We start from the raw sequence: 26,095 nt of genomic DNA, 5'->3' as shown, positions 1-26,095 counted from the left end.
AATTTTAGAGCCAGAAGCTAGACGCTCCATTGATGTTTGTTGTGCGCTGTTTGCGTTGTTTAGGTAACGTTGCGCAGTCATCGCTGAAACGTTTGTATTTACATTCACTGCCATGGTGATTTCTCCAATTGATTTTCCGGTATTGCGGTTTCCGACGTCTCGGAAAACCAAGTAGTTCTCTCAAAGTTACTTTTAATAACGGCGCGAAAATCAGAAGCTTTAGGAAAACTTTAAAAAAACCACAAAAAAAATATTAATTAATTAATTTTCAATCACTTAAAATATTCAACTTTCTAAAATAACTATAGATTTCTATTAATGAGAGCGCTTTGATTGGTCAAAAAACATTCTAACTAGCTTTTTAGTTGGCCAATGTACAGAAATGATTAATCACCAAAGTTCTTGGAGACGGACAAATATTAGGCAAAAAGGTGAGCTGCTCTCACAAAGTCGGCAGAGAAAATTAAAACCAGCAGAGCGAGAAAACGAAGAAAGATCGTTAGAAGGGAAAATAAAACACAATCAGTAGAAAGGAAAAAGCCCCTTTTCCTTTGAGAGAACCGGGGCTAGTTGGCGCGTCAGAGCCTGTGTGGAGATCATCGAGAAATGAACACATTTCCGACTCGCCGTTGCATTCTTACCGTAAAAATGGATAGCAGGTGAGAGATGAGAGAGCTAAACACCCAATAGTAAGTATGCTTGCCAGTTTCCCTTGCTGCATGGCTCACGTCTGAACACGAGCAGCAAGTTCAACCAATAACTATTGCAATAGTGACATTGCAGAGTTAGGCAATTGTTTTGCTTGAGCAAGTATTGAAGTACCCGCTTGTTGCAGAATTTGTGATTTAGTCATTTGCGTCGTCTCTTTCGCAAAGTCCGTATCTTTGATTCGACTGTTTGAAGCGTCTACGTTCTCTTGAACGTTTGCCAAGTTATTAATGCTGTGGCTTAGACGGTTCTGTTTCGCACCCAAATCAGCACGCTGTGAATCTACGTACTTCATTGCAGAATCGATAACGCTGATAGCGTTCTGTGAACCAGCAACACTTGTTAGGCTGATATCTTGAACTGATGTTGCACGGCCTTCGCTCTTAAGACCAAGCTCTGATGCCAGGCCACCAGAGATAGACATAGCGCCATCTAGGTCAGGTTCCGCTACGAATAGCTGTAAACGGCCATCATCAGTAACCGATGCGTTTACTAAGTCAGATTGACCATTAATGTAAGTCGCTAACTCTTCAATATCGTCACCCGCTTTAGTGTTGATATCTAGAACGATGTCTTCACCCGCTTTGGTTTTGAATTCAAACTTAAGATCGCTCGCTGTTGGCGGCACTTCCCAGTTCTTATCTTTCGCGTTTTCTGAATCGAACGTAGTACCACCCATACGGTAGTCATCTGCACGGATACTTGTCAGAGCCATGATCATTGCTTCACCAGAGTTAGAACCGATCTGGAATGAAGCTTCACCGAATGAACCGTTCAGAAGACGACGACCACCAAACGATGTGGTTTCCGCGATACGGTTAAGCTCATCTTGAAGTGCCATTGACTCTTCATTTAGTGCTGTACGCTCTGCCGGCGAGTTAGTGCCGTTTGATGATTGAATCGCTAGATCACGCATACGTTGTAGTACGTTAGTCGATTCGTTCATCGCGCCTTCTGCTGTTTGAGCAATCGAAATACCGTCGTTGGCATTACGCATTGCCACATCAAGACCACGAGACTGAGCCGTTAGACGGTTCGAGATTTGCAGACCTGCCGCATCATCTTTCGCGCTGTTGATCTTGTGACCAGATGACAAACGCTCCATAGAAGTCGCTAAGTCATTAGACGCTTTGTTCAGGTAACGCTGCGCTGTCATTGCGGAAACGTTAGTACTTACATTAACTGCCATTTTGCTCTCCTTATGAGTTCGCAAGCTCTCTGCGAAGCGGCCAGCTTTACTCTCATATGGATAAGCACTGACCGTATGTTACTCAATAAACCTTATACAAGGTTTAAGATCTGTATTAATCATTTATAACCAACACAGATACAAGTTGTATGCCAAGTTTAATTTTGTATAAATAATTTTTTTATTAACTAATAATCAAAAACTTACAAAAAATTAAACGCGATTATGATTGTTTGCTTCTAGAGGATGAAACTACCTCTATCCGCTTGTTGCCGTTTTTTGCCGCTATATCAAGAAACACTTTGTCTCGTACGAAAAAGCGGCAATTTTTGAAGTCATTCGCTCGTATGGCATAGCACATAAGGCAAAGAATCGACTCCGTGGTATTTAGTAGTTCACCACTAAATACCGATTAATCATTAAATATAGTTAAACAAGGTTAGGTCTTTTGTCTTACCAAACGCTTGCTGTGAAGCTTGCAATGCTCGAGAGTTTTCATTGAATTCAATGATGGCTTTCGAGTAATCCAAATCTTCAAAGTTGCTTTTCGCTTTCGCCAAAGACAACTTAAAGTCTTCATGTTGTTGCTCTTGAATATCCAATGTACTCAAACGGGCACCGACATCCGTCCTTGCTTTCGTTAAGTGAATAAACGCAGCATGGAACTCTTCCGTCACTTGATGCAGTTTTGCCGTTGCCGACGCATCGGACACTGGGTTTTCCGCTTGTTCGGCAGCTTCTTTGAACGTATCAAAGATAGAGAACGTTTTTCTCGGCTCTAAGGTGATCGAATCCCCCTTAGTAATCTGCCCTTTAAATTGAATATTTAGCCCTTCGTAGACAATGCCAGTCGAAGGATCAAAATCTTCTGCTGCAACCACTGCACCGTCTTTTTCAAGCTGGTAGGCGTAGTTTCCTGTTTGCATATCAACGAATGTAACCTTATAGGTTGAGCTATCTTTAGAACGATTGGTAGCTCGCTCTAATAACAATTCAGACGCAGGTTCGAGGTCATACTGAGGCTCAAAGTCACCGAATGGGTTATCTATTTCCATAAATAACTTACTGCCAGGATCATTCATTGCCATTTCAAAGCTGCTCGCTACACGCATCTTGCGCTGATAGTCGTCGCCTTGATACGTCACCGTTCCTTCGTTATCGCGAAAGAAGGGCTGGCTTTTCGGCTTAGTACCGGCAAATGTGTAGTTGCCAGACTCGTCTTGAGAGTTCGCTAAGTACAAAAAGTTATTCGCTAACTCTTGGATTTCACGCTTCTTCGCTAAACGGTCTTCTGGTGACAACGAGCCGTTGATCATTTCCATCACGGTTCGTTTTGCTTCATCAGCAAAGCCTTCCGAGTTGGCGATCATCACCTCGTGGTGCTCAAGGCGGTTTCTAACCAGAGTAATGGCATCAACGTACTGTTTAAGCTGCTCTGATTGCTGACCAATATTCTGTAAATAGTGCGTCGCTAACGGGTCATCACTTGGCGACTGCAGCTTCTTACCGGAAGCGAGTTGCGCTTGGTTGTGATGCACCTTGTTCTCTTGGCGGCGCAAGTCATTTTGTACGGACTGGTAGTTATGGAAGCTAGATATACGATTTAACATTTATACTTCCTACCTCAGAGCCAAAATAGTATTAAAGGTATCGTTAGCAGCTTGCATGATGCGTGAAGAAGCCATATACGCTTGTTGAAACTTCATCATATTTGCCGCTTCTTCATCAAGGTTAACCCCTGAGATTGAAGCAATACGCTCCTGGGCTGACTGCTTTTCTAACGTCGCAATATCACTCAAGCGATTGGCCGTTGAAGACTTCAGACCCGTGTTGGTATTCAGGTTGTGGTAAAGGTCTAGAATCGTAGACTCACCATCGTTCAAGATCTTGCCCGTTTGGAGATCTTGCAGCTTACGTAAGTTGCCATTGTCACCTTCTGATGGGACAAGGTTTGCCGTAAATTTGTCGTTTGCCAACGCGCCTGCCGTTAACTCGAAGGTCGTGCCGTTAATCGTCACCGGCCCTTGTGGCGGATACGGTTGAGGCTGCATTAAGATGTTGCCTTTTGGATCCGTCACCGCAAATTGCTCGCCCTTTGGTGACACAATCACTTCAAACTCACGCAGTTGGCCTGCCTCTAGGATTTTGAAGCCAGCGGTACCTTTGGCAAACGTTGTGGATGCTTCATAGCTTTGTGCGGCAATGTCTTTCGGATCTGTGGTTTCCATGTGAATCTGCGCGGCAAAATTACGCGTTGGACGCAGTAGCAGCTTTTCACCAAGTTCAGGCGGATTACGAATTTCGACGCGCATACCATCAAGATAAAACGCGTTGCCGCTTGAATCGGTACTCACTTTGACCGTTTCGCCACTTGGCTTGGTCACCACGTAATCACTACCATCGTATTTGAGACCGTACTCTCCACCTTTTAAGGCAGAAGTATCATCAATAAATACGGCTACATCGGCTTTGGACTGCCCACTTGCCGTCACACGAGATTTTGCCACCAGATCTGAGTTCACATCGGTAAACAGGTTCTTGCCCACGTTGCCGTTGAGATCCAAGCCTTGCTCTTGAAGCGCATTAACCTTGTACGAAAACGCAGTTGCCAAACGGCCAAGCTCATCCATAATGGCTGGGATGTGCTCATCACGCATGTCTAACATGGCACCGATTTTTCCATCAATGTCACTGCTGGTGATCGGCTTTAAAGACTTACCTTCAACAATCGCCAAGCGACGCTGGTGTGCATCAGGTAAACCATCCACCATTTTTAACTGGCTTGCCTCACTACCTGATACCAAGGTGTGGCCGTTACCAATATGGACATTGAAGCCTTCGGCATTTGAGCGCGGTGTCACCGTTACTTTGGTGTAACCAGAAAGCTCATTAATTAGCTTTTCATGCTGATCTCGCAGGTCGTTATGAGGTCCTGGAGTTCGCATCATCAGGCGTTGTACATCACGGATCTCGATCGCGAGTTGATTAACTCGCTCGATACCCATATCTAATTTTTTATTCGTAGAATCAGACTGTTGACGAACCGTTTCATGAAATTCATTCAACGTTTTACTGAGTAACCCAGCCTTCTCTATTACGACTTTTCGAGCACCAACGTCATTCGGTGTATCGGCTAAGGTTTTAACCGAGTCAAACCATTCATTTAGGTTTTCTGGAATCTTCTTCGAAGCCACCGAAGACAACATGCTCGACAACATATCCAAGTTGCCTTGAGTGTCGCCTTTGTTGGCGGCATTGGTTGTCGATAGGTTAAGTTCATTGACGGCAAATTGATCCCAAGAGCGGCGAACATTTTCCACATGCACACCCATGCCGTAGGTTTGACCACCGTACTGGCGCGGGTCATTAACACCTTGAATCACAGATTGGCGGCTATAGCCCTCTGTATTGGCGTTAGAAATGTTATGACCTGTGGTGTTTAGCTGTCTCTGAGCAGTAAGAACACTTTGTGCCCCTACATTCAGAAGATCCGACGCCATAATGCCCCCAAAAAACTTAACAAAATCAGGATAAACTGATTAACTACCAGTTTAAAAAGCAATATGTATGCCAACAGAGAAGAAAGGGAGTTAAAAGGCGTTAATTTATTGAAGAATAAAGAGATAACTATATGTGGTGCTGTTGACTTTTAAGCGACAGATAAGAAAAGAGCCTGCCTGTGGCAAGCTCTAGATGTTCAATCGATATGACCTAGTTCATCTCATCAATCTTAGCTTTAACTCGCAATACCTTATCAGCATAGTTAGGGTCAGTTGCGTAGCCTGCTTGATGAATACCTTTGATGAAGTTCTCCGAATTTCCTTGGTGCTGCAGCGCCGTTTCATACCTTGGGTTTTCGTTCAAGAACTTCACATAGTCGTTGAAGCTGTCTTCAAAACTTGAGTACGAACGGAAAGAAGCAGATTCTTTAACGGCCGTTTTACCATGGAACTCAAGTGTTTGAGTCGCCACTTTATCGCCTTTCCAACTTCTGTCTGCTTTGATGTTGAATAGGTTATTACTGTTGCCTAAAGAGTTCTTGACCATCTTTGAGCCCCAGCCTGTTTCCAGTGCCGCTTGAGCCAATAATAGAGATGAATCTACGCCAAGCGCGCTTGCTGCTTTTTCTGCGTAAGGCTTCATTGAGGTCACAAAGGATTCTGGTGAATCGAAAGAGACTGGCTGTTTAGTCGCTGACGCAGCTTGCACGTCTAGTGCTCTCTCTTCTGAACGGCCTGAGTATTGAGGTCGCTGCAATGAAGTATCAAAACCTTCACTGCGAACCTTATCTTCTGTCGCGTCGCTTGCTTGACCCGCACTTAGCTGTGCAACAATCATATCCGCAAGGCCTAGTGAACCATTCGCACTGAGCTCACTCGCCATTTGGTCATCTTGCATCTGGCGATAAAACTGTTCGTTCTGGCTGTTCAACATATCCGATTTAAAGCTAGAGTTCGCATCGCGCATCGACTTAAACAACATTGAGGTGAAAATCGCTTCAAACTGTTTTGCCGCTGCGGTAAGTGCTTCTTTCTCACTGCCCTCTTCACCGTTTACTGCTTGTTGACGAAGACGGTCTAGGCTGCCGATGTCGTGAATAAAGCCGATGTCGTTGTTATTCTTAATCATGCTCTATTCCTTAGATAATGATCAGCTGGCCTTCAATCGCACCCGCTTGTTTCAGTGCTTGAAGGATTGCCATTAGATCAGAAGGCGCTGCGCCGACTTCGTTAACCGCACGAACCAAATCATCCAATGTTAAGCCAGGTTCGAACTTAAACATCTTGCCATCGGCTTCAGTGACTTCGATATCAGAATCTGGAACCACTACCGTTTGACCACCAGAGAATGCATTCGGCTGGCTAACGTTTAAGTTTTCTTTAATCGCGACTGTCATACCGCCGTGTGTTACCGCCGCCGCTTTTAGGCGCACGTGCTTACCAACGACAATAGTACCAGTACGAGAGTTAACGATGATTTTCGCTGAACCTTCAGCTGGGTCAAATTCAATGTTTTCGATTGCCGATAAGAACGCTACACGTTGGCTGATTTCTCGAGGCGCACGTACTTTTACAGACGTCGCGTCGACCGCTGAAGCCATTTGTGGGCCTAAGAAATTATTAACTGCATCAGCCATGCGCTGCGCTGTTGTGAAATCTGATTGGATTAGGTTGAATGTGATGTAGTCACCACGGCCAAATGGCGTTGGGATCTCTTGCTCTACCGTTGCACCACTAGAGATGATACCGACGTTAGGGTTATTGCCGACAATCTTAGAACCATCGTTACCCTGAGCACTAAAGCCACTTACCACTAAGTTACCTTGCGCGACGGCATACACCTGACCATCTAGACCTTTTAGGAAGGTTTGTAGCAAGGTACCACCACGTAGGCTTTTTGCCGAACCGATAGAAGAAACCGTGACATCAACTTCCTGACCTTGCTTAGAGAAAGCCGGCAGTTCAGCGGTAACAATTACTGCCGCTACGTTTTTGGTTTTTGGCTTAGTGCCAGGCGGCAATTGGATGCCAAAATTTTGCAGCATCGCGTTAAATGTTTGATCGGTAAAGGGTGTTGTCTCACCAGTACCCGGCAAACCCGTGACCAAGCCATAACCAACAAGTTGGTTACTACGAACACCCGCCACTTTTGCCACGTCTTTAATACGCGCAGCATGGGCACTGGTGGCAAGAAATAGCATGCCGAATAGTACGAGTGTCAGTTTTTTCATTGAGTAACCTGTCTGTATTGCTTTAATTAATAATAACTTAGCGAAATATTGTTGAGTAACACGGGCTGTCAGTATGTCGACACCCTCTCAAGCTCTACAGAGATACATTAAAGAATCGTGCCAAGAATCCAGGCTCTTGCATATCTTTCTGTACGCCGGTCCCTGAGTACTGGATTCGTGCGTTAGAAACACGGTTTGAAGCGATGGTATTTTCGAAGTCGATATCGTCTGGGCGAATGGTGCCGCTTAGGCGGATATACTCATCGCCGGTGTTGAGCGTCATCCACTTTTCACCACGTACCACTAGGTTGCCGTTAGCAAGCACTTCAATCACTTCCACAGTAATGTAACCACTGATGCTGTTGCTCTGATTAGCGGATGCGTCGCCTGCGAAGGTGTTAGTGTTGCTCAGGTCATACGAGAAGTTGTACTTGTCTATCGTCAGCTCTTGACCACCAACAGCCAAAGGCTCCATAGATGCATCGTTCGACTTAGACATGTCCGCATTGGCTTTTTTCGTCGCACGAGTATTTTCATCCAGCGCTACGGTAATGATGTCACCGATACCGCGAGGCTTTGAATCATCGTACATACTGCCAATATGGTTTACGTTAAATAGTGAACCGGTTGCCGCAGCATAATGCTCTGGCTTCTGTTTTGGGTTGATTGGCGCCCATGCAGGATCACCTGCGATAGGATCCGTTCGACCGCGAAGCGTGTCGATAATACCTGAGCTTTCTTGAGCCGATTTATCGCCTTCTACCGCATCAACCACTGTGGTCGCGTTCTCTTCTGCTGGTGTCTCTATTGGATCAAGCACAGAACAACCGCTCATAGATAAAAACAGGGCTAAACAAAAAATACGTTTCATGGCGATATACTCTCAGCAAGTCGTGGTAATTAGTAGGCCGTGACGAACACGTCGATTAATACGAAACCAGTAAGCGGTGAATAAACCGATTACAGCTGTTGGTTAACAAAGCTCATCATCTTGTCTACCGACGAGATAACTTTCGAGTTCATTTCGTAAACACGTTGAGCTTCGATCATATTCACAAGCTCTTCGGTTACGTTTACGTTCGATGTTTCTAACATCGATTGGCGGATGTTACCCAAGCCATCGAAGCCTGGTACACCTTCTTGTGGGTCACCACTCGCACCTGTCGGCAAGTAAAGGTTTTGACCTACTGGTTCTAAACCGCCTGGGTTCACAAAGTCAGTAATAGTGATCTGACCTACCACTACGTTGTTTTGCTCACCACGGAGACGAACCGATACCTCACCGTCGTTACCTACTGTCACTGAGATTGCATCTTCAGGAATAACGATTTCTGGTTGTAGCGGGTAACCTTGACCCGATGTCACGATTGCGCCGTCACCGTTCAATGTGAACTGACCATTACGGCTGTAACCTGTTTCACCGTCTGGCATCTCAACTTGGAAGAAACCGTCGCCTTCAATCATCATATCTAGGCTGTTCGACGTTGTTTGTGCGTTACCGTGAGTGTGAACCTTTTGAGTCGCAACCACTTTAGAACCCGCACCTAGCATCAAGCCACTTGGTAATTCAGTGTTCTGAGAAGACTGACCACCAGGCTGGTTGATGTTCTGGTAGAACAGATCTTCAAATACCGCACGGCTCTTTTTAAAACCAATCGTCGAGGCGTTGGCAAGGTTGTTTGAAATCGTTGAAATATTGGTTTGTTGGGCGTCTAAACCTGTTTTACTTACCCATAATGCTGGATGCATAGCAATTTCCTTTAAATTCTATTAGCTCATACGAAGCAGTGAATCAGACGACTTGTCCATTTCCTCTGCTGTGCTCATCATCTTGACCTGCATTTCAAACTGACGTTGTAAGTCAATTAGGCTGGTCATTTCACCTACGGCATTTACGTTACTGCCTTCGACCGCACCTTTTAGCAACGTTACCGCTGCATCTGCTTCGTATGCCTGATCTGGGTTTTTCGAACGGAATAGACCATTCGTATCTTTAAACAAACTTTGATTATCTGGACGTACAAGTTTAATACGATCAACGACCTCCAATTCCTCAGCTGGAGCGCCTTGAGGAATGACTGAGATCGTACCGTCTGTACCAATTTCGACTTTACTGATTGGGATGGGCAGTGTGATTGGCGCGTCGTTTTCGCCCAATACCAAATGGCCACTTGCATTGGTCAGCAAACCATTTTGGTCAACCTTTAGGTTACCGTTACGTGTTAAGCCTTCACGACCAGTGTTGTCCATCACTGAAATCCAACCATCACCTTGAATAGTGACATCAAGATCACGGCCAGTGGTAACCACACTACCCTGTGCAAAATTATGTCCCGGACGCTCTGTCATGCTGAAAACACGAGTAGGCATACCTTCGCCATACGCTTGCATTGAACGCGCTTGTGCTAAATCAGCACGGAAACCCGTTGTACTTACGTTGGCAAGGTTGTTTGCACGTAGCTGCAAAGCTTGCATATTTTGCTTAGCGCCACTCATGGCAAGAAACAGTGCGCGATCCATAATTTTGCTCCAAAAATCATCTTCTGGGGCTAATAAAGCAAACACTGTGCCAATATTTTTAACTGTTATTTATCAACAATTTAAATGAAAAACAAACAAGAAAGGTGATCACAAAAGGATCATTGAGGAAGAATTGTTGCCAGTGGCATTACCGGGCGGCAATAAGGGCGGCAAATAAAAAAGCAAACAACAATACCCAATTCAATAACATTGAATTGGGTATTCACAGATGATTCAAACGTTAGAAACGATTAACGAATCTGAAGAATATTCTGTTGTAGTTGGTTGTGTACTTCTAGAGAACGCGAGTTCGCTTGGAAGTTACGTTGAGCAGAAATCAAATCAACCAGTTCTTGAGTCATATCGATGTTCGACTGCTCAAGTGAGCCGTTGTTGATACTACCAAATGAACCTTTATTCGATTCACCCCAGATTTTGTCACCTGAGTCGTTAGTAGAATCCCACTGGGTACCGCCTTTCTTATCCAGACCTTGCTCGTTTGGTACGCGTACTAGGCCAACACGACCAAGCATTACGTTTTCACCATTTGAGTAAGTACCTAGAACACTGCCGTACTCATCGAAATCGATTTTGGTTAAGAAACCTGTTGTTGCACCATCTTCATCAAACTTAGTCAGTTCAAACGGAGCCGCAAATTGGGTTGAAGAATCTAGACCAAACTTAAGCACTTGTGTTGGATCTGCACCGTTCAAGTCGATTGGGTTCGCACCAGCACCTAGTGGGTCCGAGTTTATCGGTTGACCACTGTTCAAGCTTGCTAACGTACCGTCATTGTTGAACTTCATTGTATGACCAACATGACCTTGAGCATTCGTTGCATCACCACCAGTAATGTTGAGTGGCTTCTCGCCAGTCTCATCAGTCATGGTGTAGTACGTCTGCCAAGTATTTGGTTGCGTCTGATCTTTGAGGTAGTAAGTCGTTAACTTGTAAGACTGGCCCATAGAATCGTATACCGTCGAAGACGTTGCACGGTTATAGGTATCAGCATCTTTGAAGTTAAATGCAGCCGGATCTTTAAGGTCACCGTTTGCAGGAAGGTTAACCCCTACTTCAATGTTTTCTGTCTGCTTTGGCTTACCAAATTCAGCTGGAATGTCGAGAGGCTTTGGCGCATAAGAAAGAACTTCACCCGAGTTTGGATCAACATCGTAACCTAAAAGAAACTCATCGTTAGCCGTAACCATGTAGTTGTCTTTGTTTAGGTGAAATGCACCATTACGTGTTAGTTCGTTAATCTCTGGCACCATACGGTCTTTCGCTACCGCAAAGAAACCTGTACCACTTACGCGTAGATCCATTGGGTTGTTTGTATAAATACTTGAACCTTCGTGGAACTGTTGCGCCACTTGGCTAGCTTGCGCACCACCACCTGACGTCGTTTTTGCGTTTGTGAACAACGAGTTTGAGTAAACATCGCCAAACTCAGCACGAGACTCTTTAAAGCCAAATGTGTTTGCGTTCGCAATGTTGTTACTGGTTGTATTCAGGTCTAATTGTGCAGCGGATAGGCCGCTTAAAGCTACATATGACATTCCAATATTCTCCTAATCTATCTAGCTAGCATGTTCACTCACTTAAGAGCTACGCTTTACCAACTTCTAGTACTTCAGCAAGTCGTACTGGCGATGTGAAACCAGCCAGATTGAGTAGTACGTTGCCATCACCCTTACCAAGAAGCACACTGTTCACGTTCGCATAGCTGGAAACTTGGAACTCTGTGTTCTCGCCATCCAGTAAACCCGACGCTTTCACGTTGTATTTACCGGCCGGCAATGGGTTACCGTCTTCGTCTTTTCCGTCCCATTCAACACGTGTATCGCCTGAAGGTTTAGAGCCAATATCAAAAGTGCGAACTAATTGGCCCACTTCGTTCTCAACACGGACCATAACATTGTCCATCGCTTGAGGAAGCTTAACCATTGCCGCCATACCGCCATCACCTTGCTTTACACCTGCCGCACCAGGAACCAACACATCACGACCAACCAAAGAGGAGGCCTGCAGTGCTTGGTTAGAGGTCATCGATGAGTTCAAGCTTTCAAACTGTGAATTCATTTTGCCGATGCCATCAACGGTCGCAAATGAAGCCATTTGCGCAATCATCTGGTCATTGCTAACCGGCTTAAAAGGGTCTTGCTGTGCTAGTTGCTTAGTCAACAAAGATAAGAAATCTTCTTGCTTAAGATCCTGCTTACCTGTTGTTTCGTCGGGCTTCTTAGCGCCATCTTGAAGACTCTTCAGCTGGTCAACATAGGACAAGCCGCTTTGACCAACATTGTTGTTGATTCCAGCCATGTGCTACCTCCTTATCCTTATTGACCCATCTGCAGCGTACGCAGCAGCATTTGTTTACTCGAGTCAGCAACCTGTACGTTCGTTTGGTACGCACGTGATGCCGAAATCATATTTGCCATCTCTTCCATAACGTTCACGTTAGACTTGTAGATGAAGCCTTCGTTGTTCGCTAATGGGTGGTCTGGGTTGTACTCCGCGCTCAGCGGCTTATCGCTTTCCACGATACCTAATACTTTCACAGGCACAGTGTGGTCACTGTTACGTGCTCGATTTAACTCAGCGCCGAACACTGCGTGGCGAGCCTTGTAAGTTTCTTTAGCAGAACTACTTACACTGTCCGCGTTTGCAAGGTTGCTCGAGGTCGTATTTAGACGAACAGATTCAGCACTCATCGCAGAACCAGTCACATTGAATACATTAAATAAGCTCATCTAATTATTCCCCTTTAATCGCTTTAGTTAAATTCTTGAACTTACTTCCAAGGAAGTCGAGAGAGGCTTGATGCCTAATTTGGTTTTGCATGAAAAGGTTTCTTTCCAAATCCAAATCAACCGTGTTGCCATCTCCTGTATCAGGTTGGGTAGGAATTCGATACTTCGTTTCCCCGTTCACCGTCGTTTCGGCAGAAATGTGCCGACCGTCTGTGCGGCTAAGACCAATGCTTGCCCCAGAACTTGCCGCCTGCAGTGATTTCTTAAAGTCTAATCCCTTTGCTTTATACCCAGGCGTGTTTGCTTGCGCGATATTGGTGGAAAGCACCTCAGCGTTACGCTCACGTACACCAACTGTGTGTTGGTGAATGCCCAAAGCATTATCAAAAGAAATAGCCATCTAAACCTCAACTCAAGAACTGACTGTTATAAAATAACCAAAGCAATATATATACCAACTTTTAAAACGAAGTGGTCTATTTATACTTTTACAGGTTACTCGTGGGTAAACTTGCAATATACAAGCCAAAAAATAGAGTAAATTGGAATGTCACTCTGACTTAAAGATATAGGTTAAGCCGGAAAAAGAAAACCCAGCACTTGGCTGGGTTTTAAAATTATTCAGTAATGTCACACCATATTTAGGTGGCGGCAATTACTTCAATTTGTAGATGATACCTGGGTTACAACGAACCATTTCGAAGCGGTCCGTTAATCCAGTTAACGACTCAGACGCCCCCAGAAGCAAGTAACCACCCGGGTTCAGGCTGTTCGCCATTTGGTTAAGCACTTTAGATTTCATCTCTGGAGAGAAGTAAATCAGTACGTTACGACAGAAGATAATGTCGAACTTACCCAGAAGTGCGTAACTGTCCATCAGGTTCTGTGGACGGAAGTTCACCATGCGCTTCACGTTGTCTTTCACTTTCATGCGTCCATCGCCTGCATCTTCAAAGAAGGTACGACGGCGCTCTGGAGAAAGACCACGACCTAAAGCAAGGTTGTCATACGCGCCAGTGCGGCACATATCCAACATGCTTGCTGAGATATCCGTTGCGGTGATCGATACATTTGGCAGCATACCTGGCTTACGAGCTTGAGTCTCAAGCACCGTCATTGCCATTGAGTATGGTTCTTGGCCTGAAGAACTTGCCGCAGACCAAATCTTAATAGGACGTTTATTTGCCGCTATTTCCGGTAGAAGTTTATCCGCAAGCACAGCAAACGGGTAAGTATCTCGGAACCAAAGTGTCTCGTTCGTCGTCATAGCATCCACTGCTGCCACTCGCAACTCACGGTTTCGGCCCGTTACTACATCTCTCAATAAATCAGACAGCGAAGCTAGGTTAAACTTTGCTACTAATGGGCTTAGACGACTGCGCACCAAGTACTGTTTGCTGTCACCTAATACAATGCCACATTGAGATTCTAAGAAACGGCTGAAATCGCGATACTCTTGATCACTTATTGTTATAGCAGTCATTAATGTCTCTTTTAGTTAGTTAACGCAGCTTTAACGGCTGCACCAAGCTCATCAGGATTGAACTTAGCAATGAAGGAGTTTGCTCCTACACGCTCAACCATGGCTTGGTTAAATACACCACTCAAAGATGAGTGTAAAATTACGTATAAATCTTTTAGTTCAGCGTGACGGCGAATCTCAGCAGTCAGCGTATAACCATCCATCTCTGGCATTTCGATATCTGAAATCACCAATGAAATCTGATCGTAAATACTGCCCTCTGCTGACATCTGCATCAGTTTCTCGTAGGCTTCTTTACCATCTTTCACGGCAATCACTTCAAAACCAATCGACTCAATAGCGCGTTGAACCTGTTTACGTGCAACGGTTGAGTCATCAGCAATCAAGATGCGGCGAACGAGTTCTTTTTCTTGTTCTACTTCTGCGATTTCTTCAGCAATCTTGCTGTCCATGGTTTCATCAACAGGCGAAATTTCAGCTAGGATTTTTTCAACATCAAGAATTTCGACCAATTCATTGTCGATGTTGGTTACCGCTGTCAGGTAGTTCGCTTTACCAGCGCCATCTGGCGGCGGGAGAATCGATTCCCAGTGCATGTTGATAATGCGCTCTACTGAACTTACCAAGAAACCTTGAATGGTTCGGTTGAACTCAGAGATAACCACAAAACACTTTTCAACATCCGTTGTCGGACGGCCACCAATCGCTAAGCTCAGGTCGATCACAGAGATCGTTTGGCCACGAATGTGTGCGACACCTTTAACCAGTGGGTTCAAGTTTGGCATCTTCGTCAGCTTAGGGCATTGAAGCACTTCTTTTACTTTAAAGACATTAATGCCGTAACGCTGACGCCCCATTAGGCGAAAGGTTAGTAATTCTAATCGGTTTTGACCGACGAGTTGCGTACGCTGATTCACCGAATCAAGAATACCCGTCATGAGCTCATCTCCATATCAAACTTTTTTGTATAAAAAGTGTTAGTCTACTGCAGGCTACGAACCACCAGAGAAACGGAATGACGTATTATAAAACAAATTTGCCACCTCTTTCCATAGCAATGTGTAGAGCTACTTTTAAAACTGTCGCTAAGTTTATCGGCATTTTATCAATATTGTTTAGTTTTTTTGTGCAAGCTGCGACCCCAGAACAAATTGAGATGATTCAGTCTGCGGCCGAGCAACACATCCTTGATACCGTTGAACAGCCACGAGGCGGCGAACTCTTTGTTAATTCAGCAAATGTTGACTCAAGAATCAAAGCAACAGACTGCCCGGTTCCTCTTGAGACAAGTGCCTCAACCACCACCAATACCCGCAGCAGTATTACGGTTTTAGTGCAATGTGTTCCTGATGAGTGGCGAGTTTATGTACCGGTACGTCTTTCGATGTCGGTGCCGCTTGTGACGACTACTCGAGCACTAGCGAGAGGCGAAATTATCGGTCAATACGATGTGACAACCGCGATGATTTCTCTTAACAAATTCCGTCGCCAAGGCTTCACCGCTCCAGAGCAAGTTATCGGCGCCAAGGTAAAAAAGAACCTAAGGCCGGGTGACGTTGTCGAAAGGGGTGACATTTGTGTCGTATGTCGAAACGAGAAGGTTATCATACAGGCAGTAAAAGGTGGCATGACCATTACGACTAAAGGCACAGCGCTAACTGATGGCTCTATGGGTGATCAAGTAAGAGTGAAAAATGATAAATCACAGCGTATAATTGAAGGTATTGTTACCAACATGTCTGAAGTCACGGTTTACTTTTAACTCTCTACTTCTCAATTGGCGGTACCGTTAGCTATTTCGCTTTCGACTCTAGCATTGAAATACGTAGCTTCAGTGTTATATCCCTTTTCGACTAAAGAGCGAAAAATTGCTAAAGTAATCGAACCCTTGGTCGATATTGACTGTACAGGTTCCCATTTTTGAAGAAAAAGGCTTAACTATGGCAGGCATTGATAACATTCGTTCAGGGCAAACCCTAACGACCACTAACCGATCAGCAGTACGCTCTGATTCTAGTTCCGAGTCATCACGCTCTGATGTTTCAACTAAATCACCAGCGAGCAAAGATGCGGTTTCACTAAGCCAACAAGGCAAAGCGATCGGCCAACTCCACCAAGACATGGCAGCAAACCCAAGCTTTGACTCTGCAAAAGTTGCAGCAATCAAAGAAGCGATCGCGAACGGTTCATACACAGTTGACCCAGAAAAACTGGCCGACAATATGATGAAGTTCGAAAACGAATTAAAAGGTCTTTAAGTTCTCCCCTCTTGTACTGAGTGCTTAACTTAAGACACACAAGATTATTGATAGGTTACGTTATGGCGGCACTAGCAGATTTAGTTAATTTCCAACTTCAAAATGCCAAAGCCTTATCTGAGCTACTAAGTTCAGAGAAAACCGCTATTACAAGCCGACAATCGACAGATATTGAGCGAATTGCCAAGGAAAAAGTGGTCCTTGTCGAACAGCTAAGATCAACCGATCAACGCATCGCTGCCCATAGCAATATCTCAGAACTGACCGAGAATCCTGAACTTGCTCAGTTAGTCTCAACCATCAAGTCTATTGTGCACGATTGTCATCAAGCGAACCTGGTGAATGGCGAAGCCCTAAATCGAGCACACCTCAGCTTCAAAAAACTCAGCAACATGATGCAACAAAGCCACGGCAAAATTGGCATGACTTACAACGCCGGCGGTCAAACGCACACTATTTCAACGTTGGGAACCAACGTAAAAGCTTAGACAAGCTGCCTCTTCGACAACGCCACTAGCCCTTTCTTATCTATATCTCAGACTATCTATATTTCGACTCCAATCAAAAGCCACACTCCTGAAAGTACACCCATAACCACGATAAACAAAAAAGCGGCAAGTATTTTCATACTTGCCGCTTTCTCATTGATATAAGTTATTGGTTGCCGATACGCCATCTGGAAAGCGACTGACAACCAATATCATTCATTTCTTCACAGATACTAGAACAGTGTTTGCTGTCTCTTCTCTGGTACTGCTTGAACTTCACCGTAGTTACGTAGCTGATCCATCTTACGGATATCCAATTGAAGCTCAGTCACATAGCTATCGCCAACTGGGTAACTGCGCACGACTTCTGCACCGCGGATAACCCCATCAACCGCACCTGATGTGCGCTCTGTACCAAGGCGTTGGTCTTCAAGTTCAGCACGGCCACTGACTCGCATCCCATAAACTTGTTCCGCAAGTTCACGATAGGCATCGATCTTAGAGGCTCTCATCGCACGGATGCGCTTCTCTTCGTCGTTGCGACCTTTTTGCTCACTGATACTCGCGTAACCAACAGCAACCAAGAAATCGTCTGGTCTCATGCTCTGCAAAGGCTGACAGCCAACAAGCAGTAAAGCAGCAACCACAAATATTAACTTCTTCATCTCGAACTCCTAAGGGCGAAGAATAACAGTATAAGGCTGACTGATCGTTGGGTCAGAACGAATGATCACGCCATCTTGAGTTCGAATACTGTTCAGAGTATCGAGGTCACGGCCAATACGGTCTGCAGGCAAAAAGCCTTGTGCCGAAGCCACGACAATACGAGTTTGCATGCCCACCACTCGAGCATTAACAAGCACACCGCCCTCTTGGCGCAGCATAGTACCCGTTAGTACGTATTGAACGTCTTGCTCTTGAGCTAAGTCTTTCCAGTCACGGCTAATCGCAAAGTCACCTTGATGAGTCACTTGGATAGAACCCGTGGTTTTAAAATCGACCACCTTGAAGCCACGACGCTGAAACTGATGAATGAAACCTTCAGATACTGAATTACCAAGCCAGTTTGTTGTGTCCATGTGTTGCAGGTCAACAAACGAGGTGATCGCGATAGGCGTTCTTGCTGAGATACTGGTGTTCGACACGATCAAGTCTTCAGTCATGCTTTCAACGAAGAAATCCATGGTGTGACGAGGGCTGTCCATCAGCATGAACTGACTGCCGGCATACTCAGTCTTGCCGTTATAGATCGGCGAATAAGCGCATGATGTCAGCAACATGACACTCATTACTACGAGCCATTTTTTCATTCTCTAATCTCCAGATAGTTTTAGTGCTACCTGTTCCAATATGTTCTCGCCATTATTCTTTTCAATGGATTACAATGTTGGAACAGTCTTTGCTTTTCATTAATGGTTCAGATTAAGAAAAACGCACTTAAGTCAGCTTCAAGCTTATAGTTATTTGTTAAGCAATATTTATACCCAACTGGTAACGAATAGATGAAAAAAATAATTTCTTACTTATTTTCAATAGGTTCACTGATAATCATAAGCTTCAGTGCTCATGCCTCATGGTATGAAGTTACCGGTACCGCAACTATCGTCTCGTCAGAAGAGACGGCAAGGATCCACGCTCTGGAAGACGCGGTCTATAAGGCCGTTCAGTTCTCGGGGGCTGACATTGGCAGTATTGCGAACCTGACGCCTTATCTCGATGGGAAGAAAAAGGAATACCAATTTACTAACCACGAAGTACGCTACATCTTGGTTGATAAAGAGAAGAAACGCGGTGGCAATTTAATGATCACCGCAAGAGTCGACATCTACCCTTCGGCAAATGCTTGCCATGAGAGCCAATACAAGAAAACCTTCTTGGTGGGGAATATCGATGTCACCTCTCCACAACAAGCCGTGATGGGAAGAATCTACAACATCGGTGATGATTTCGGCCACGTGGTTGATAGGCAGCTAGCAAAAGAGTCTCGCAGCTTTGTTTCTGTCGGTACCACCAATTACGACATCGACAAACGTCAACCTGAAGTGATCAAGATGATCGCTCAAGACACGGGCGCGCAATACATTATCGGTGGTGACATTACCGATTTAACGGCAACCATCGAATCCAAGCTATTAAAAGATGACATCATCAACCGTCAGTTTGCATTAGAGATGCAAGTATTTGATGGTAAGACAGGTCATCAAATCTACACCCGTAGCTATCGTGAAGTAGCAAAGTGGCCATTTGCTAAAACCAGTGAAGTTGACACTCGCAGTGCTCGTTTCTGGGCATCGACCTACGGCAGCATGATGCTTCGTGTTAGCCGTAACATCATGTTGGACTTAGAGTCTGAAGTGTCTTGTAAGATCACGCTTCCTGAAGTTGCAGCCGTCTTCGGTAACACAGTGACCATTGATTTAGGCCGAATGCATGGCGTACAACAGGGTGACCAACTGCAGCTATGGCACACAGGTTCGTTTATCGATCAGCGAGGTTTACCTCGCAATAAAGTCTCGCAAAGCGATATCACACTGACTGTTTCTCGCGTCTACGAGAACGAAGCTGAACTGACGATTGATCAGCCAAGCCTGGCGGGAAGCATTCAAATTGGTGATGTGATGCAAAAAATCATGTAGTTAGCAGCACTCTAAACTCATAGTTTCTAATAAAGCCTTAGCACCTCTGTTAAGGCTTTAATTTTTTCAAGGGTATTAGTTTCGGTTTTTACGTATTTGTCGTAACCTTACTAATAACATAATCATCATTTAGCAAGCTATGAGTCAGAATAATCTAATTGGTGCTACCGGCTATCGCTTTATTTCGAAAGGTAAGACCGCTTTTAAGATCCACATCCACACACCAGAAGACACGGTGCTGCACCGGTCTATCGGTTTTGTTCGTATGGGCGAAGAAAAAGCACTCAAGAAAACCATCAAATTGAGAGACGAGCTGGGTAAAGAGCTTTGGGGTAAGTTTTGGAAGAAGGTTCTCAAGGAGCCTTACTTAATGACGCGCCTTCCGCATAGTTTAGAGCCTAAGATTGTATTCAAGCCAAACCCAACACAAACTGACCCTGAACATCGTGATGAGTGCTATATCGCCAAATGGCGCGTGTTCTCCGATAACGGCGATTACAAATACAAAACCAAGGTCTGCTCCATCAGAAAGCACGGTCGACTGGCCGCATACAGCCAAACTAAGCGCGCACTACTTGACGCTCACAAAGACGTGATTGATTTACTCATATTCATGGGACGCCTCAACAGCATCGACCTGAAGTAGCCTTAAATTCCAATCAGTTTACCTAGTGAATCAGATACAGAAACAGCCGCATCTGCGGCTGTTTTTATTTTTAGAGCAATTAGATAGAACTATCACGATTACAAAGCACTAAATAGACCATCTAGCTTCGGCAAATCTCTGCCAGTGTCGTCAATCGGCGTTTTGAATCTTTCACATAAGGATTGGTTTGATCCCATGCGTAGCCCGCTAAAATCGAGCACACCATTTGTTTAATCTTAGGGTTAGGATCCTGATAGAAAATCACATCCTGCAGAGTACCGGAGTACCAACCTTCAACGTACGTTCTGAAGGTGTTTACGCCAACCATCAGCGGATCCGCGTATTCACGCTCCCAATCGACCGTCTCACCATTGAGCTGCTTTTCCACACAATCAACCGCAAACTGCGCCGACTTCATAGCAATCGTCACGCCTGACGAGAACACAGGGTCAAGAAACTCACCAGCGTTACCCAGTAGTGCGTATTTGTCAGTTGCAAGGTGTTTAACGTTGGCAGAGTAACCACCGATTTCACCCGCAGGGTTTGGGTACTCAGCGTTTGCCAATATTTCAGCCAAACCCGGCTCTTCCATTGCCAATTGCTTAATCGCGGCAATCTTATCCTCAGGGTAAGACTCAAAGAACTTCGGCTCCCCTACCACACCAAATGAAGAAACACCGTTGCTAAACGGGATCAACCAATACCAGACATCAGGGTTGGTTGGGTGCACAGAGATTAGAATTTTATTTCGATCGTATTCTAGCTCAGTATCCACCTCAGCAATATGATCGTTAATGTGCGTGAAAATAGCTTTACGAGGTGGAAGTGATGATTGCTCTTCCAGATCAAGCATCTTCGGCAATACTCGACCAAAACCACTGCCATCCAAAACGTACTGTGCTTCTAGCTGATAGCTTTCTCCATCAAGCACTTGAACATCTAAAATAGTGCTGCCGTCGGTAAAATTAATGCCCGTCAACTCATGCTGGTAATCGATAGTGACGCCTTGTGCCTCAGCAGTATCTGCAAGCACCTTATCAAAAGCACCACGTTGAACCTGAAAAGTGGTTCCCGGCCCTGTAGATAACTTATCTTCAAAATTGAACGCGGTGTACACGCCATTTTTACGAAATGCGGCGCCATCTTTGTATTGGAAGTTAGCCTTGGTCACCGCGTAGGTCATGCCAGCTTGTTCAATCACTTCCATACAAGCGGGTAATAGGCTTTCGCCAATTGAGAAGCGAGGGAACACGCTCTTTTCGATTACTCGAACATCGATGCCTTTCTTGTGCAATAAAGACGCGGCAATAGACCCTGATGGCCCAGCTCCGATGATCACTACTTGAGTAGACAGTTTTTTCATTAATTTTAGCCATGTTTGTTATGTGTTATTGCGCGCTAGCTTTCAATTCAAGAAGCGTATGACCAAGACCGATATCATCGGTGCGAGTCACCACTTCAAAGCCAGCTTCTTCAACTATCTCTAAGAAATCTTCACTGCGGTAAAAACGACTGTTGCCGTTTGCCAAGCACGTAAAGTAAAGCGAAGTCGCGTTTAAGCTATACGAAGCTGCATCGTATTTCTGTGCATCCCAGAATAATTCAAGGATATAAACGGTCGCTTGTTCTGACATATGAGAGCGGACACGCTTTAAGATGCTAAGGATTTCCATTGGCGAGAAACAATCGAGGAATTGACTCATCCACCACACATCCGCACCCGTTGGCAGCGCTTGTTGCTTATCTAGCATGTTGGCCGGGAAAGGCGTCACTCTGTTTTGATGGCCATGTTGCTTAGCGTTCGCCATTGCCATTTCTAACTGCTGTGGCAAATCAACAATCGTGACTTCAACATCAGAATCATGGTTGCAACACTGCATTGCCCACTTACCGGTATTGCCGCCAATATCCACCAGCGATTTAGGTTTCTTGCTGAAAACCTTCTCAAGCAAAACAGGGAATGAGCGATCAGAGTAGAAGTGATCAAACTTGAACCAGCTCTCTTTCGCTTTTTCAGGTAATTGAGACAAGCCTTGGTAGATCGTCTCCCAATCCCCTAGCTCCTTCAAACCAGCAGGAGTGCCCTCTTCAATCGCTTCAGTGAGGTGCATCATCGCGGCATAACAAACATCAGCTGTGAAATCCATGTTTGCGTTGGTCATGCCATCATGCAACAGGTAGAAACCAAGGTTGGCTATCTTATAGTTAGGCTTTTCCCAAACAACAATATGAGCGCTAAGCGCCATATCAAGTAACACTTTCACACCATATTCAGATACACCTGTTATTTCTGAAATAGTCTCAGCAGGTAAGCCATCGCTCCCCGCATCATCGAGCGCTTTTAAAATACCTAAATCACGAAGTGTACGAGCAGTATGAAAAACAATAGGAGCAAAAGATAATTTTTGTGCTTCTGTTTTTGCTTCTAATGCATTGAATGGATCTAATTTATATTCCGACACGAAAAACCTAACTTATAAATAATAGAGGGTTACTCAGCTGCCATTTGTGCAAGCTTACGTTTAATATCAACGTTTAAGTTATTAACCCAGCGGTTGTAATTACGGTGTATTTCACCATCGTCATACTTCAAATTCTCTGATTCAACGTAAAGAATAGAGTAAAATTTGTCGTTATAAGGGATATCAACCACTGCGTGATGTGAACGAACATACAATTCAGCGCGGATCAAACCAGGTTTAATCTCAGAAACTAACCAGCCTCGATTTTCAGCAGATTCATAAATAGCTGATTTCACCTGTTTACTTTGAAGATTATGTGCAACTGGAGTATCCTCAACATTCATTACAGGCTGGACACGTCCACACCCTGCAAGAACCAATATGAATAACATTGAAACGGCTATTGTTAGTAATTTCATTTAAATTCCTTACCTGTGTTTATTTATAAGCACGCATAGTATTTAGTTAGACCCAAAGCAAATCAATACTCTATGTCAAATCAATCCCAATTAATGTCGTTTAATATTGAGAAATGGTCTGCAAACTCGGCTGGTCTCAATTCTGATGCCGAATGGCAAGCCTGGAGCACTAATTTAGATTGGCCGCAAGATGGCTCAACTGAATTTAAAGCGATCCCACCGATGATGCGCCGCCGAATGAGCCTACAAAGTAAATTGGCCGTTCAAACTGCATTGACACTCTTAAGAGACAACTCGATTGATTATCTGGTTTTTGCCAGTCGACATGGTGAACTGCACCGAACCGCAACCTTGATCCAGTCGATATTGGAAGGTGATGATGCCTCGCCAATGGCGTTTTCACAGTCCGTGCATAATACAGCCGCAGGGTTAACTACCATCGCAGCGAAAGCACCAATCCCTCTGACCTCTATCGCGGCCGGCCAAGATACTTTCCACAACGCTTTGATTGAAGCCTATCTTTACCTGAATCAATATCCATCGCATCGTGTTTTAGTTATCGATTTCGACCAACCTCTACCAGAGCTCTATCAAGAGTTCGAAACTCAAAGCTATGCCGACTATGCGCTGGGCTTAGTGCTTACCTCTGGCAATGACTACTCGGTATCAAGAAACGTATCGTTATCAAAAGCCGTAACTAGCGAAAGCTCAGTAGCTGAATTGCCTCAAGGCCTGCAAGCGCTACAGAACATCCTTCAGAACTCAGAGAGTTGGACAGTAGCAGGTAAACACCAAGATTGGACTTGGGTGAATAACGCAAAAGCCGGAGCAGTATAAATGAGCAAGGTCGACCAATATTGGCGAGTATTCGCGACAGGCCTCTGCTTTGCCATCTTCGGTTTAGGAGGCTTAGTGCTTAGCTTCTTGATCTTGCCATCGATCGCCCTCATCACGTCAGACACAATTCAACGAGAGCTTAAGGCCCAGCGATTGATTCGTTTCTCATTCAATGCGTTCTGCCAGATCATGAAATTCACTGGCGCGATTGATTACCGAATTGATGGTGCGGAACTACTGCGAGAAGATCGCAACTGCATCATCGTCGCCAATCACCCAAGCTTGATTGACTATGTGCTGATCGCGTCTCAGCTTCCTCAATGCGACTGCCTCGTTAAAGCGGCCATTTGGGAAAACCCATTTATGAAAAGGATTGTAAAAGCGGCGGGATATATTCCCAACCAAGCACCTGACGATCTTTTAGAACGCTGTGAAGAGCGCTTTTCGCGCGGGAATGTGCTACTTGTTTTTCCAGAAGGCACTCGCACAACGCCCGGAATTGAACCATCCTTACAGCGTGGTGCGGCACAAATTGCCACCCGAACACAAACCGATTTACGGGTGATTCATATTACGGTTTCTCCGACATTCTTAACGAAAGAGAAAAAATGGTATCAAGTTCCTGTGACGAAGCCCTTTTTTCATGTCGCGGTGAAAGGTAAAATAGAAGTTGCACCATTTATTGAAGGCTCAAATAATTTAACTTCGGCAGCAAGACGCCTTAATCATCATCTTGCACAAACAATTTTCCCTTCCGAAGAAAACATTTAGCGTATCAATAACATAACAGGCGATATCGGCATTTCGGAAATACCTCATATAATGTAGAATCGCCCCCTTAAAGCAGCATTCAGACAAAGCATTAAGTAGGCCAAAGTGGAAACATTACACAACGAACTGAAACAACTGATCATCGACGCATTAAATCTTGAAGACATGAGCATTGATGAGATTGAAACGGAAGCTCCACTGTTTGGTGATGGACTAGGACTAGATTCTATTGATGCACTAGAACTTGGCCTTGCTATCAAGAAGAAGTACAACATCGTAATTGATGCTGATGATTCAAACACTCGCGAGCATTTTGCATCGGTTGCAAACCTAGCGAATTACATCTCATCTCAAACGAACAACTAGACAGATCTTTATGACACAAGCTAACCAACAAGAAGTATACAACCAGGTTAAAGATGCGCTGATTGAGCTGTTCGAGCTTGATGCTGAAGATATCACACCAGAAGCTCATCTTTATCTTGATCTAGACCTAGACAGCATTGATGCGGTTGATTTGGTCGTTCACCTACAGAACGTAACAGGTAAGAAGATCAAGCCTGAAGAGTTCAAAGCAGTGCGCACCGTTAATGACGTTGTAGAGTCTGTGGTTGAACTATTGAAGGACGCATAATGCGTCCTCTGCTGACTTTGCTGTCGGCAATCATACTTTTCACATATCCAATAGCGGTTTACTTTGGACTCAACAAGTTTGGCCTGCAAACCGTGGGTATCGTGTTGGCCGTTATCTTTGCTGTTCGCATTTTTACCGGCGGCCAGGCAAAAATCAAAGAGCTAAAACACCTAGCTTGGATCAGTGGAAGTGCTGGTATTGTTCTGCTGACATTAGGTTTAGCCTTTAAGCAGCATGGCTGGCTAACCTATTATCCCGTTATCGTTAATGTTTGTATGCTGGCTTTATTTGCTTCAAGCCTATGGCAACCACAAACGATCATCGAACGTCTTGCTCGCCTTCAAGAGCCTGAGCTTCCACAAAGTGGCATTGATTACACCAGAAAAGTCACCAAAGTCTGGTGCTTGTTCTTCGTTATCAACGGCTCTATTGCTTTTTACACCTGCTTCCAACCGCTAGAAGTATGGACCCTATACAATGGCTTACTCAGCTATCTGTTTGCAGGGGTGCTCTTTGCAGGGGAATGGGTAGTAAGACAGCGCATTCGTCAGAGTTAAATTGTT

General features: G+C 44.7%; 29 protein-coding genes and 1 pseudogene. 10 read left to right on the top strand and 20 right to left on the bottom strand.

Annotated features, from left to right (window positions below; genetic code table 11):
* The 15 genes and pseudogenes from OH460_RS22685 to OH460_RS22615 form a co-directional block, all read right to left on the bottom strand.
* A pseudogene (locus tag OH460_RS22685) lies at window positions 1-114 on the bottom strand (flagellin); the annotation flags it as partial.
* 646 nt (window positions 115-760) lie between these two features.
* Window positions 761-1,897 carry a flagellin gene (locus tag OH460_RS22680; RefSeq protein ID WP_061034101.1) on the bottom strand — a complete coding sequence of 379 codons (1,137 nt, stop codon included), beginning with the start codon at window positions 1,895-1,897 and terminating at the stop codon, window positions 761-763.
* Window positions 1,898-2,316: 419 nt separating this feature from the next.
* Window positions 2,317-3,507, bottom strand: a complete 1,191-nt coding sequence (gene flgL, locus OH460_RS22675) for a flagellar hook-associated protein FlgL (protein ID WP_269999592.1) — start codon at window positions 3,505-3,507, stop codon at window positions 2,317-2,319.
* 9 nt (window positions 3,508-3,516) lie between these two features.
* Window positions 3,517-5,397 (bottom strand): flagellar hook-associated protein FlgK, encoded by a 1,881-nt coding sequence (gene flgK / locus OH460_RS22670; protein WP_269999591.1) that lies wholly within the window; start codon window positions 5,395-5,397, stop codon window positions 3,517-3,519.
* A 211-nt stretch (window positions 5,398-5,608) separates the two neighbouring features.
* On the bottom strand, window positions 5,609-6,526 hold the full coding sequence (gene flgJ / locus OH460_RS22665; RefSeq protein ID WP_171762711.1) for a flagellar assembly peptidoglycan hydrolase FlgJ: 918 nt from the start codon (window positions 6,524-6,526) through the stop codon (window positions 5,609-5,611).
* Window positions 6,527-6,536: 10 nt separating this feature from the next.
* The gene (locus OH460_RS22660; protein WP_008218243.1) at window positions 6,537-7,628 is read right to left on the bottom strand and encodes a flagellar basal body P-ring protein FlgI; all 1,092 of its coding nucleotides are present in this window, start codon (window positions 7,626-7,628) and stop codon (window positions 6,537-6,539) included.
* A 94-nt stretch (window positions 7,629-7,722) separates the two neighbouring features.
* Window positions 7,723-8,499, bottom strand: coding sequence for a flagellar basal body L-ring protein FlgH (flgH, locus tag OH460_RS22655; RefSeq protein WP_186171890.1), 777 nt, complete (start codon window positions 8,497-8,499; stop codon window positions 7,723-7,725).
* 89 nt (window positions 8,500-8,588) lie between these two features.
* On the bottom strand, window positions 8,589-9,377 hold the full coding sequence (gene flgG, locus OH460_RS22650; protein WP_004739713.1) for a flagellar basal-body rod protein FlgG: 789 nt from the start codon (window positions 9,375-9,377) through the stop codon (window positions 8,589-8,591).
* 21 nt (window positions 9,378-9,398) lie between these two features.
* Window positions 9,399-10,148, bottom strand: coding sequence for a flagellar basal body rod protein FlgF (locus OH460_RS22645; protein ID WP_004739714.1), 750 nt, complete (start codon window positions 10,146-10,148; stop codon window positions 9,399-9,401).
* Between the two features lie 251 nt (window positions 10,149-10,399).
* Complete coding sequence (gene flgE / locus OH460_RS22640) at window positions 10,400-11,704, bottom strand: flagellar hook protein FlgE (RefSeq protein ID WP_008218239.1); 1,305 nt, start codon at window positions 11,702-11,704, stop codon at window positions 10,400-10,402.
* A 49-nt stretch (window positions 11,705-11,753) separates the two neighbouring features.
* On the bottom strand, window positions 11,754-12,467 hold the full coding sequence (flgD, locus tag OH460_RS22635) for a flagellar hook assembly protein FlgD (protein WP_008218237.1): 714 nt from the start codon (window positions 12,465-12,467) through the stop codon (window positions 11,754-11,756).
* 17 nt (window positions 12,468-12,484) lie between these two features.
* The gene (gene flgC / locus OH460_RS22630; RefSeq protein ID WP_008218235.1) at window positions 12,485-12,898 is read right to left on the bottom strand and encodes a flagellar basal body rod protein FlgC; all 414 of its coding nucleotides are present in this window, start codon (window positions 12,896-12,898) and stop codon (window positions 12,485-12,487) included.
* A gap of 4 nt (window positions 12,899-12,902) precedes the next feature.
* Window positions 12,903-13,298 carry a flagellar basal body rod protein FlgB gene (gene flgB, locus OH460_RS22625; protein ID WP_004739719.1) on the bottom strand — a complete coding sequence of 132 codons (396 nt, stop codon included), beginning with the start codon at window positions 13,296-13,298 and terminating at the stop codon, window positions 12,903-12,905.
* A gap of 255 nt (window positions 13,299-13,553) precedes the next feature.
* The gene (locus OH460_RS22620) at window positions 13,554-14,381 is read right to left on the bottom strand and encodes a protein-glutamate O-methyltransferase (RefSeq protein ID WP_008218231.1); all 828 of its coding nucleotides are present in this window, start codon (window positions 14,379-14,381) and stop codon (window positions 13,554-13,556) included.
* Window positions 14,382-14,392: 11 nt separating this feature from the next.
* Window positions 14,393-15,319 carry a chemotaxis protein CheV gene (locus tag OH460_RS22615; RefSeq protein WP_004739721.1) on the bottom strand — a complete coding sequence of 309 codons (927 nt, stop codon included), beginning with the start codon at window positions 15,317-15,319 and terminating at the stop codon, window positions 14,393-14,395.
* A 77-nt stretch (window positions 15,320-15,396) separates the two neighbouring features.
* On the opposite strand from OH460_RS22615, the gene flgA reads away from it, so the two are divergent.
* The 3 genes from flgA to OH460_RS22600 all read left to right on the top strand — a co-directional run bounded on the left by flgA (window position 15,397) and on the right by OH460_RS22600 (window position 17,127).
* Window positions 15,397-16,143, top strand: a complete 747-nt coding sequence (flgA, locus tag OH460_RS22610; RefSeq protein ID WP_032498317.1) for a flagellar basal body P-ring formation chaperone FlgA — start codon at window positions 15,397-15,399, stop codon at window positions 16,141-16,143.
* Between the two features lie 178 nt (window positions 16,144-16,321).
* Entirely contained in the window at window positions 16,322-16,639 is a 318-nt protein-coding gene (flgM, locus tag OH460_RS22605) for a flagellar biosynthesis anti-sigma factor FlgM (protein ID WP_061034108.1), read from the top strand.
* Between the two features lie 62 nt (window positions 16,640-16,701).
* Window positions 16,702-17,127, top strand: a complete 426-nt coding sequence (locus OH460_RS22600) for a flagella synthesis protein FlgN (RefSeq protein ID WP_004739725.1) — start codon at window positions 16,702-16,704, stop codon at window positions 17,125-17,127.
* A 233-nt stretch (window positions 17,128-17,360) separates the two neighbouring features.
* Here OH460_RS22600 and flgP read toward each other — a convergent pair whose 3' ends face one another.
* Complete coding sequence (flgP, locus tag OH460_RS22595; protein ID WP_008218224.1) at window positions 17,361-17,792, bottom strand: flagellar assembly lipoprotein FlgP; 432 nt, start codon at window positions 17,790-17,792, stop codon at window positions 17,361-17,363.
* A 9-nt stretch (window positions 17,793-17,801) separates the two neighbouring features.
* Window positions 17,802-18,437, bottom strand: a complete 636-nt coding sequence (locus OH460_RS22590; RefSeq protein ID WP_032498316.1) for a FlgO family outer membrane protein — start codon at window positions 18,435-18,437, stop codon at window positions 17,802-17,804.
* A 192-nt stretch (window positions 18,438-18,629) separates the two neighbouring features.
* Here OH460_RS22590 and OH460_RS22585 point away from each other — a divergent pair, with 192 nt between their 5' ends.
* Window positions 18,630-19,763: a flagellar assembly protein FlgT gene (locus OH460_RS22585; RefSeq protein WP_269999585.1), complete on the top strand. Its 1,134-nt coding sequence runs from the start codon at window positions 18,630-18,632 to the stop codon at window positions 19,761-19,763.
* 139 nt (window positions 19,764-19,902) lie between these two features.
* On the top strand, window positions 19,903-20,409 hold the full coding sequence (locus OH460_RS22580) for a Fe3+-citrate ABC transporter substrate-binding protein (RefSeq protein WP_269999583.1): 507 nt from the start codon (window positions 19,903-19,905) through the stop codon (window positions 20,407-20,409).
* Window positions 20,410-20,530: 121 nt separating this feature from the next.
* Here the strand turns inward: OH460_RS22580 and OH460_RS22575 are convergent, their stop codons facing one another.
* From OH460_RS22575 to OH460_RS22565, 3 genes are read right to left on the bottom strand one after another with little or no spacing between them, the layout of a single operon-like run.
* The gene (locus OH460_RS22575) at window positions 20,531-21,772 is read right to left on the bottom strand and encodes an NAD(P)/FAD-dependent oxidoreductase (protein WP_269999581.1); all 1,242 of its coding nucleotides are present in this window, start codon (window positions 21,770-21,772) and stop codon (window positions 20,531-20,533) included.
* Window positions 21,773-21,797: 25 nt separating this feature from the next.
* A complete protein-coding gene (locus tag OH460_RS22570; RefSeq protein WP_105059159.1) occupies window positions 21,798-22,871 on the bottom strand; it encodes a methyltransferase in 1,074 nt (357 codons plus the stop codon).
* Window positions 22,872-22,900: 29 nt separating this feature from the next.
* Entirely contained in the window at window positions 22,901-23,290 is a 390-nt protein-coding gene (locus OH460_RS22565) for a hypothetical protein (protein WP_269999579.1), read from the bottom strand.
* A 72-nt stretch (window positions 23,291-23,362) separates the two neighbouring features.
* On the opposite strand from OH460_RS22565, the gene OH460_RS22560 reads away from it, so the two are divergent.
* From OH460_RS22560 to OH460_RS22540, 5 genes are all read left to right on the top strand, one after another.
* Window positions 23,363-24,127, top strand: a complete 765-nt coding sequence (locus OH460_RS22560) for a beta-ketoacyl synthase chain length factor (protein ID WP_269999578.1) — start codon at window positions 23,363-23,365, stop codon at window positions 24,125-24,127.
* Window positions 24,128-24,898 (top strand): lysophospholipid acyltransferase family protein, encoded by a 771-nt coding sequence (locus OH460_RS22555; protein ID WP_269999576.1) that lies wholly within the window; start codon window positions 24,128-24,130, stop codon window positions 24,896-24,898.
* A gap of 105 nt (window positions 24,899-25,003) precedes the next feature.
* Window positions 25,004-25,264, top strand: coding sequence for a phosphopantetheine-binding protein (locus tag OH460_RS22550; protein ID WP_004739743.1), 261 nt, complete (start codon window positions 25,004-25,006; stop codon window positions 25,262-25,264).
* Between the two features lie 10 nt (window positions 25,265-25,274).
* Entirely contained in the window at window positions 25,275-25,532 is a 258-nt protein-coding gene (locus tag OH460_RS22545; protein ID WP_004739745.1) for an acyl carrier protein, read from the top strand.
* Window positions 25,532-26,089, top strand: coding sequence for a septation protein IspZ (locus tag OH460_RS22540; protein WP_269999575.1), 558 nt, complete (start codon window positions 25,532-25,534; stop codon window positions 26,087-26,089). Before OH460_RS22545 ends, OH460_RS22540 begins: the two co-directional genes overlap by 1 nt.
* The last annotated feature ends 6 nt before the right edge of the window (window positions 26,090-26,095 follow it).

The organism is Vibrio sp. Makdt (assembly GCF_027587015.1).
GTDB classification, from domain to species: domain Bacteria; phylum Pseudomonadota; class Gammaproteobacteria; order Enterobacterales; family Vibrionaceae; genus Vibrio; species Vibrio chagasii_B.
Note: the sequence above shows the minus strand (reverse complement) of the source record. Positions and strands in the feature narration are given on the sequence as shown.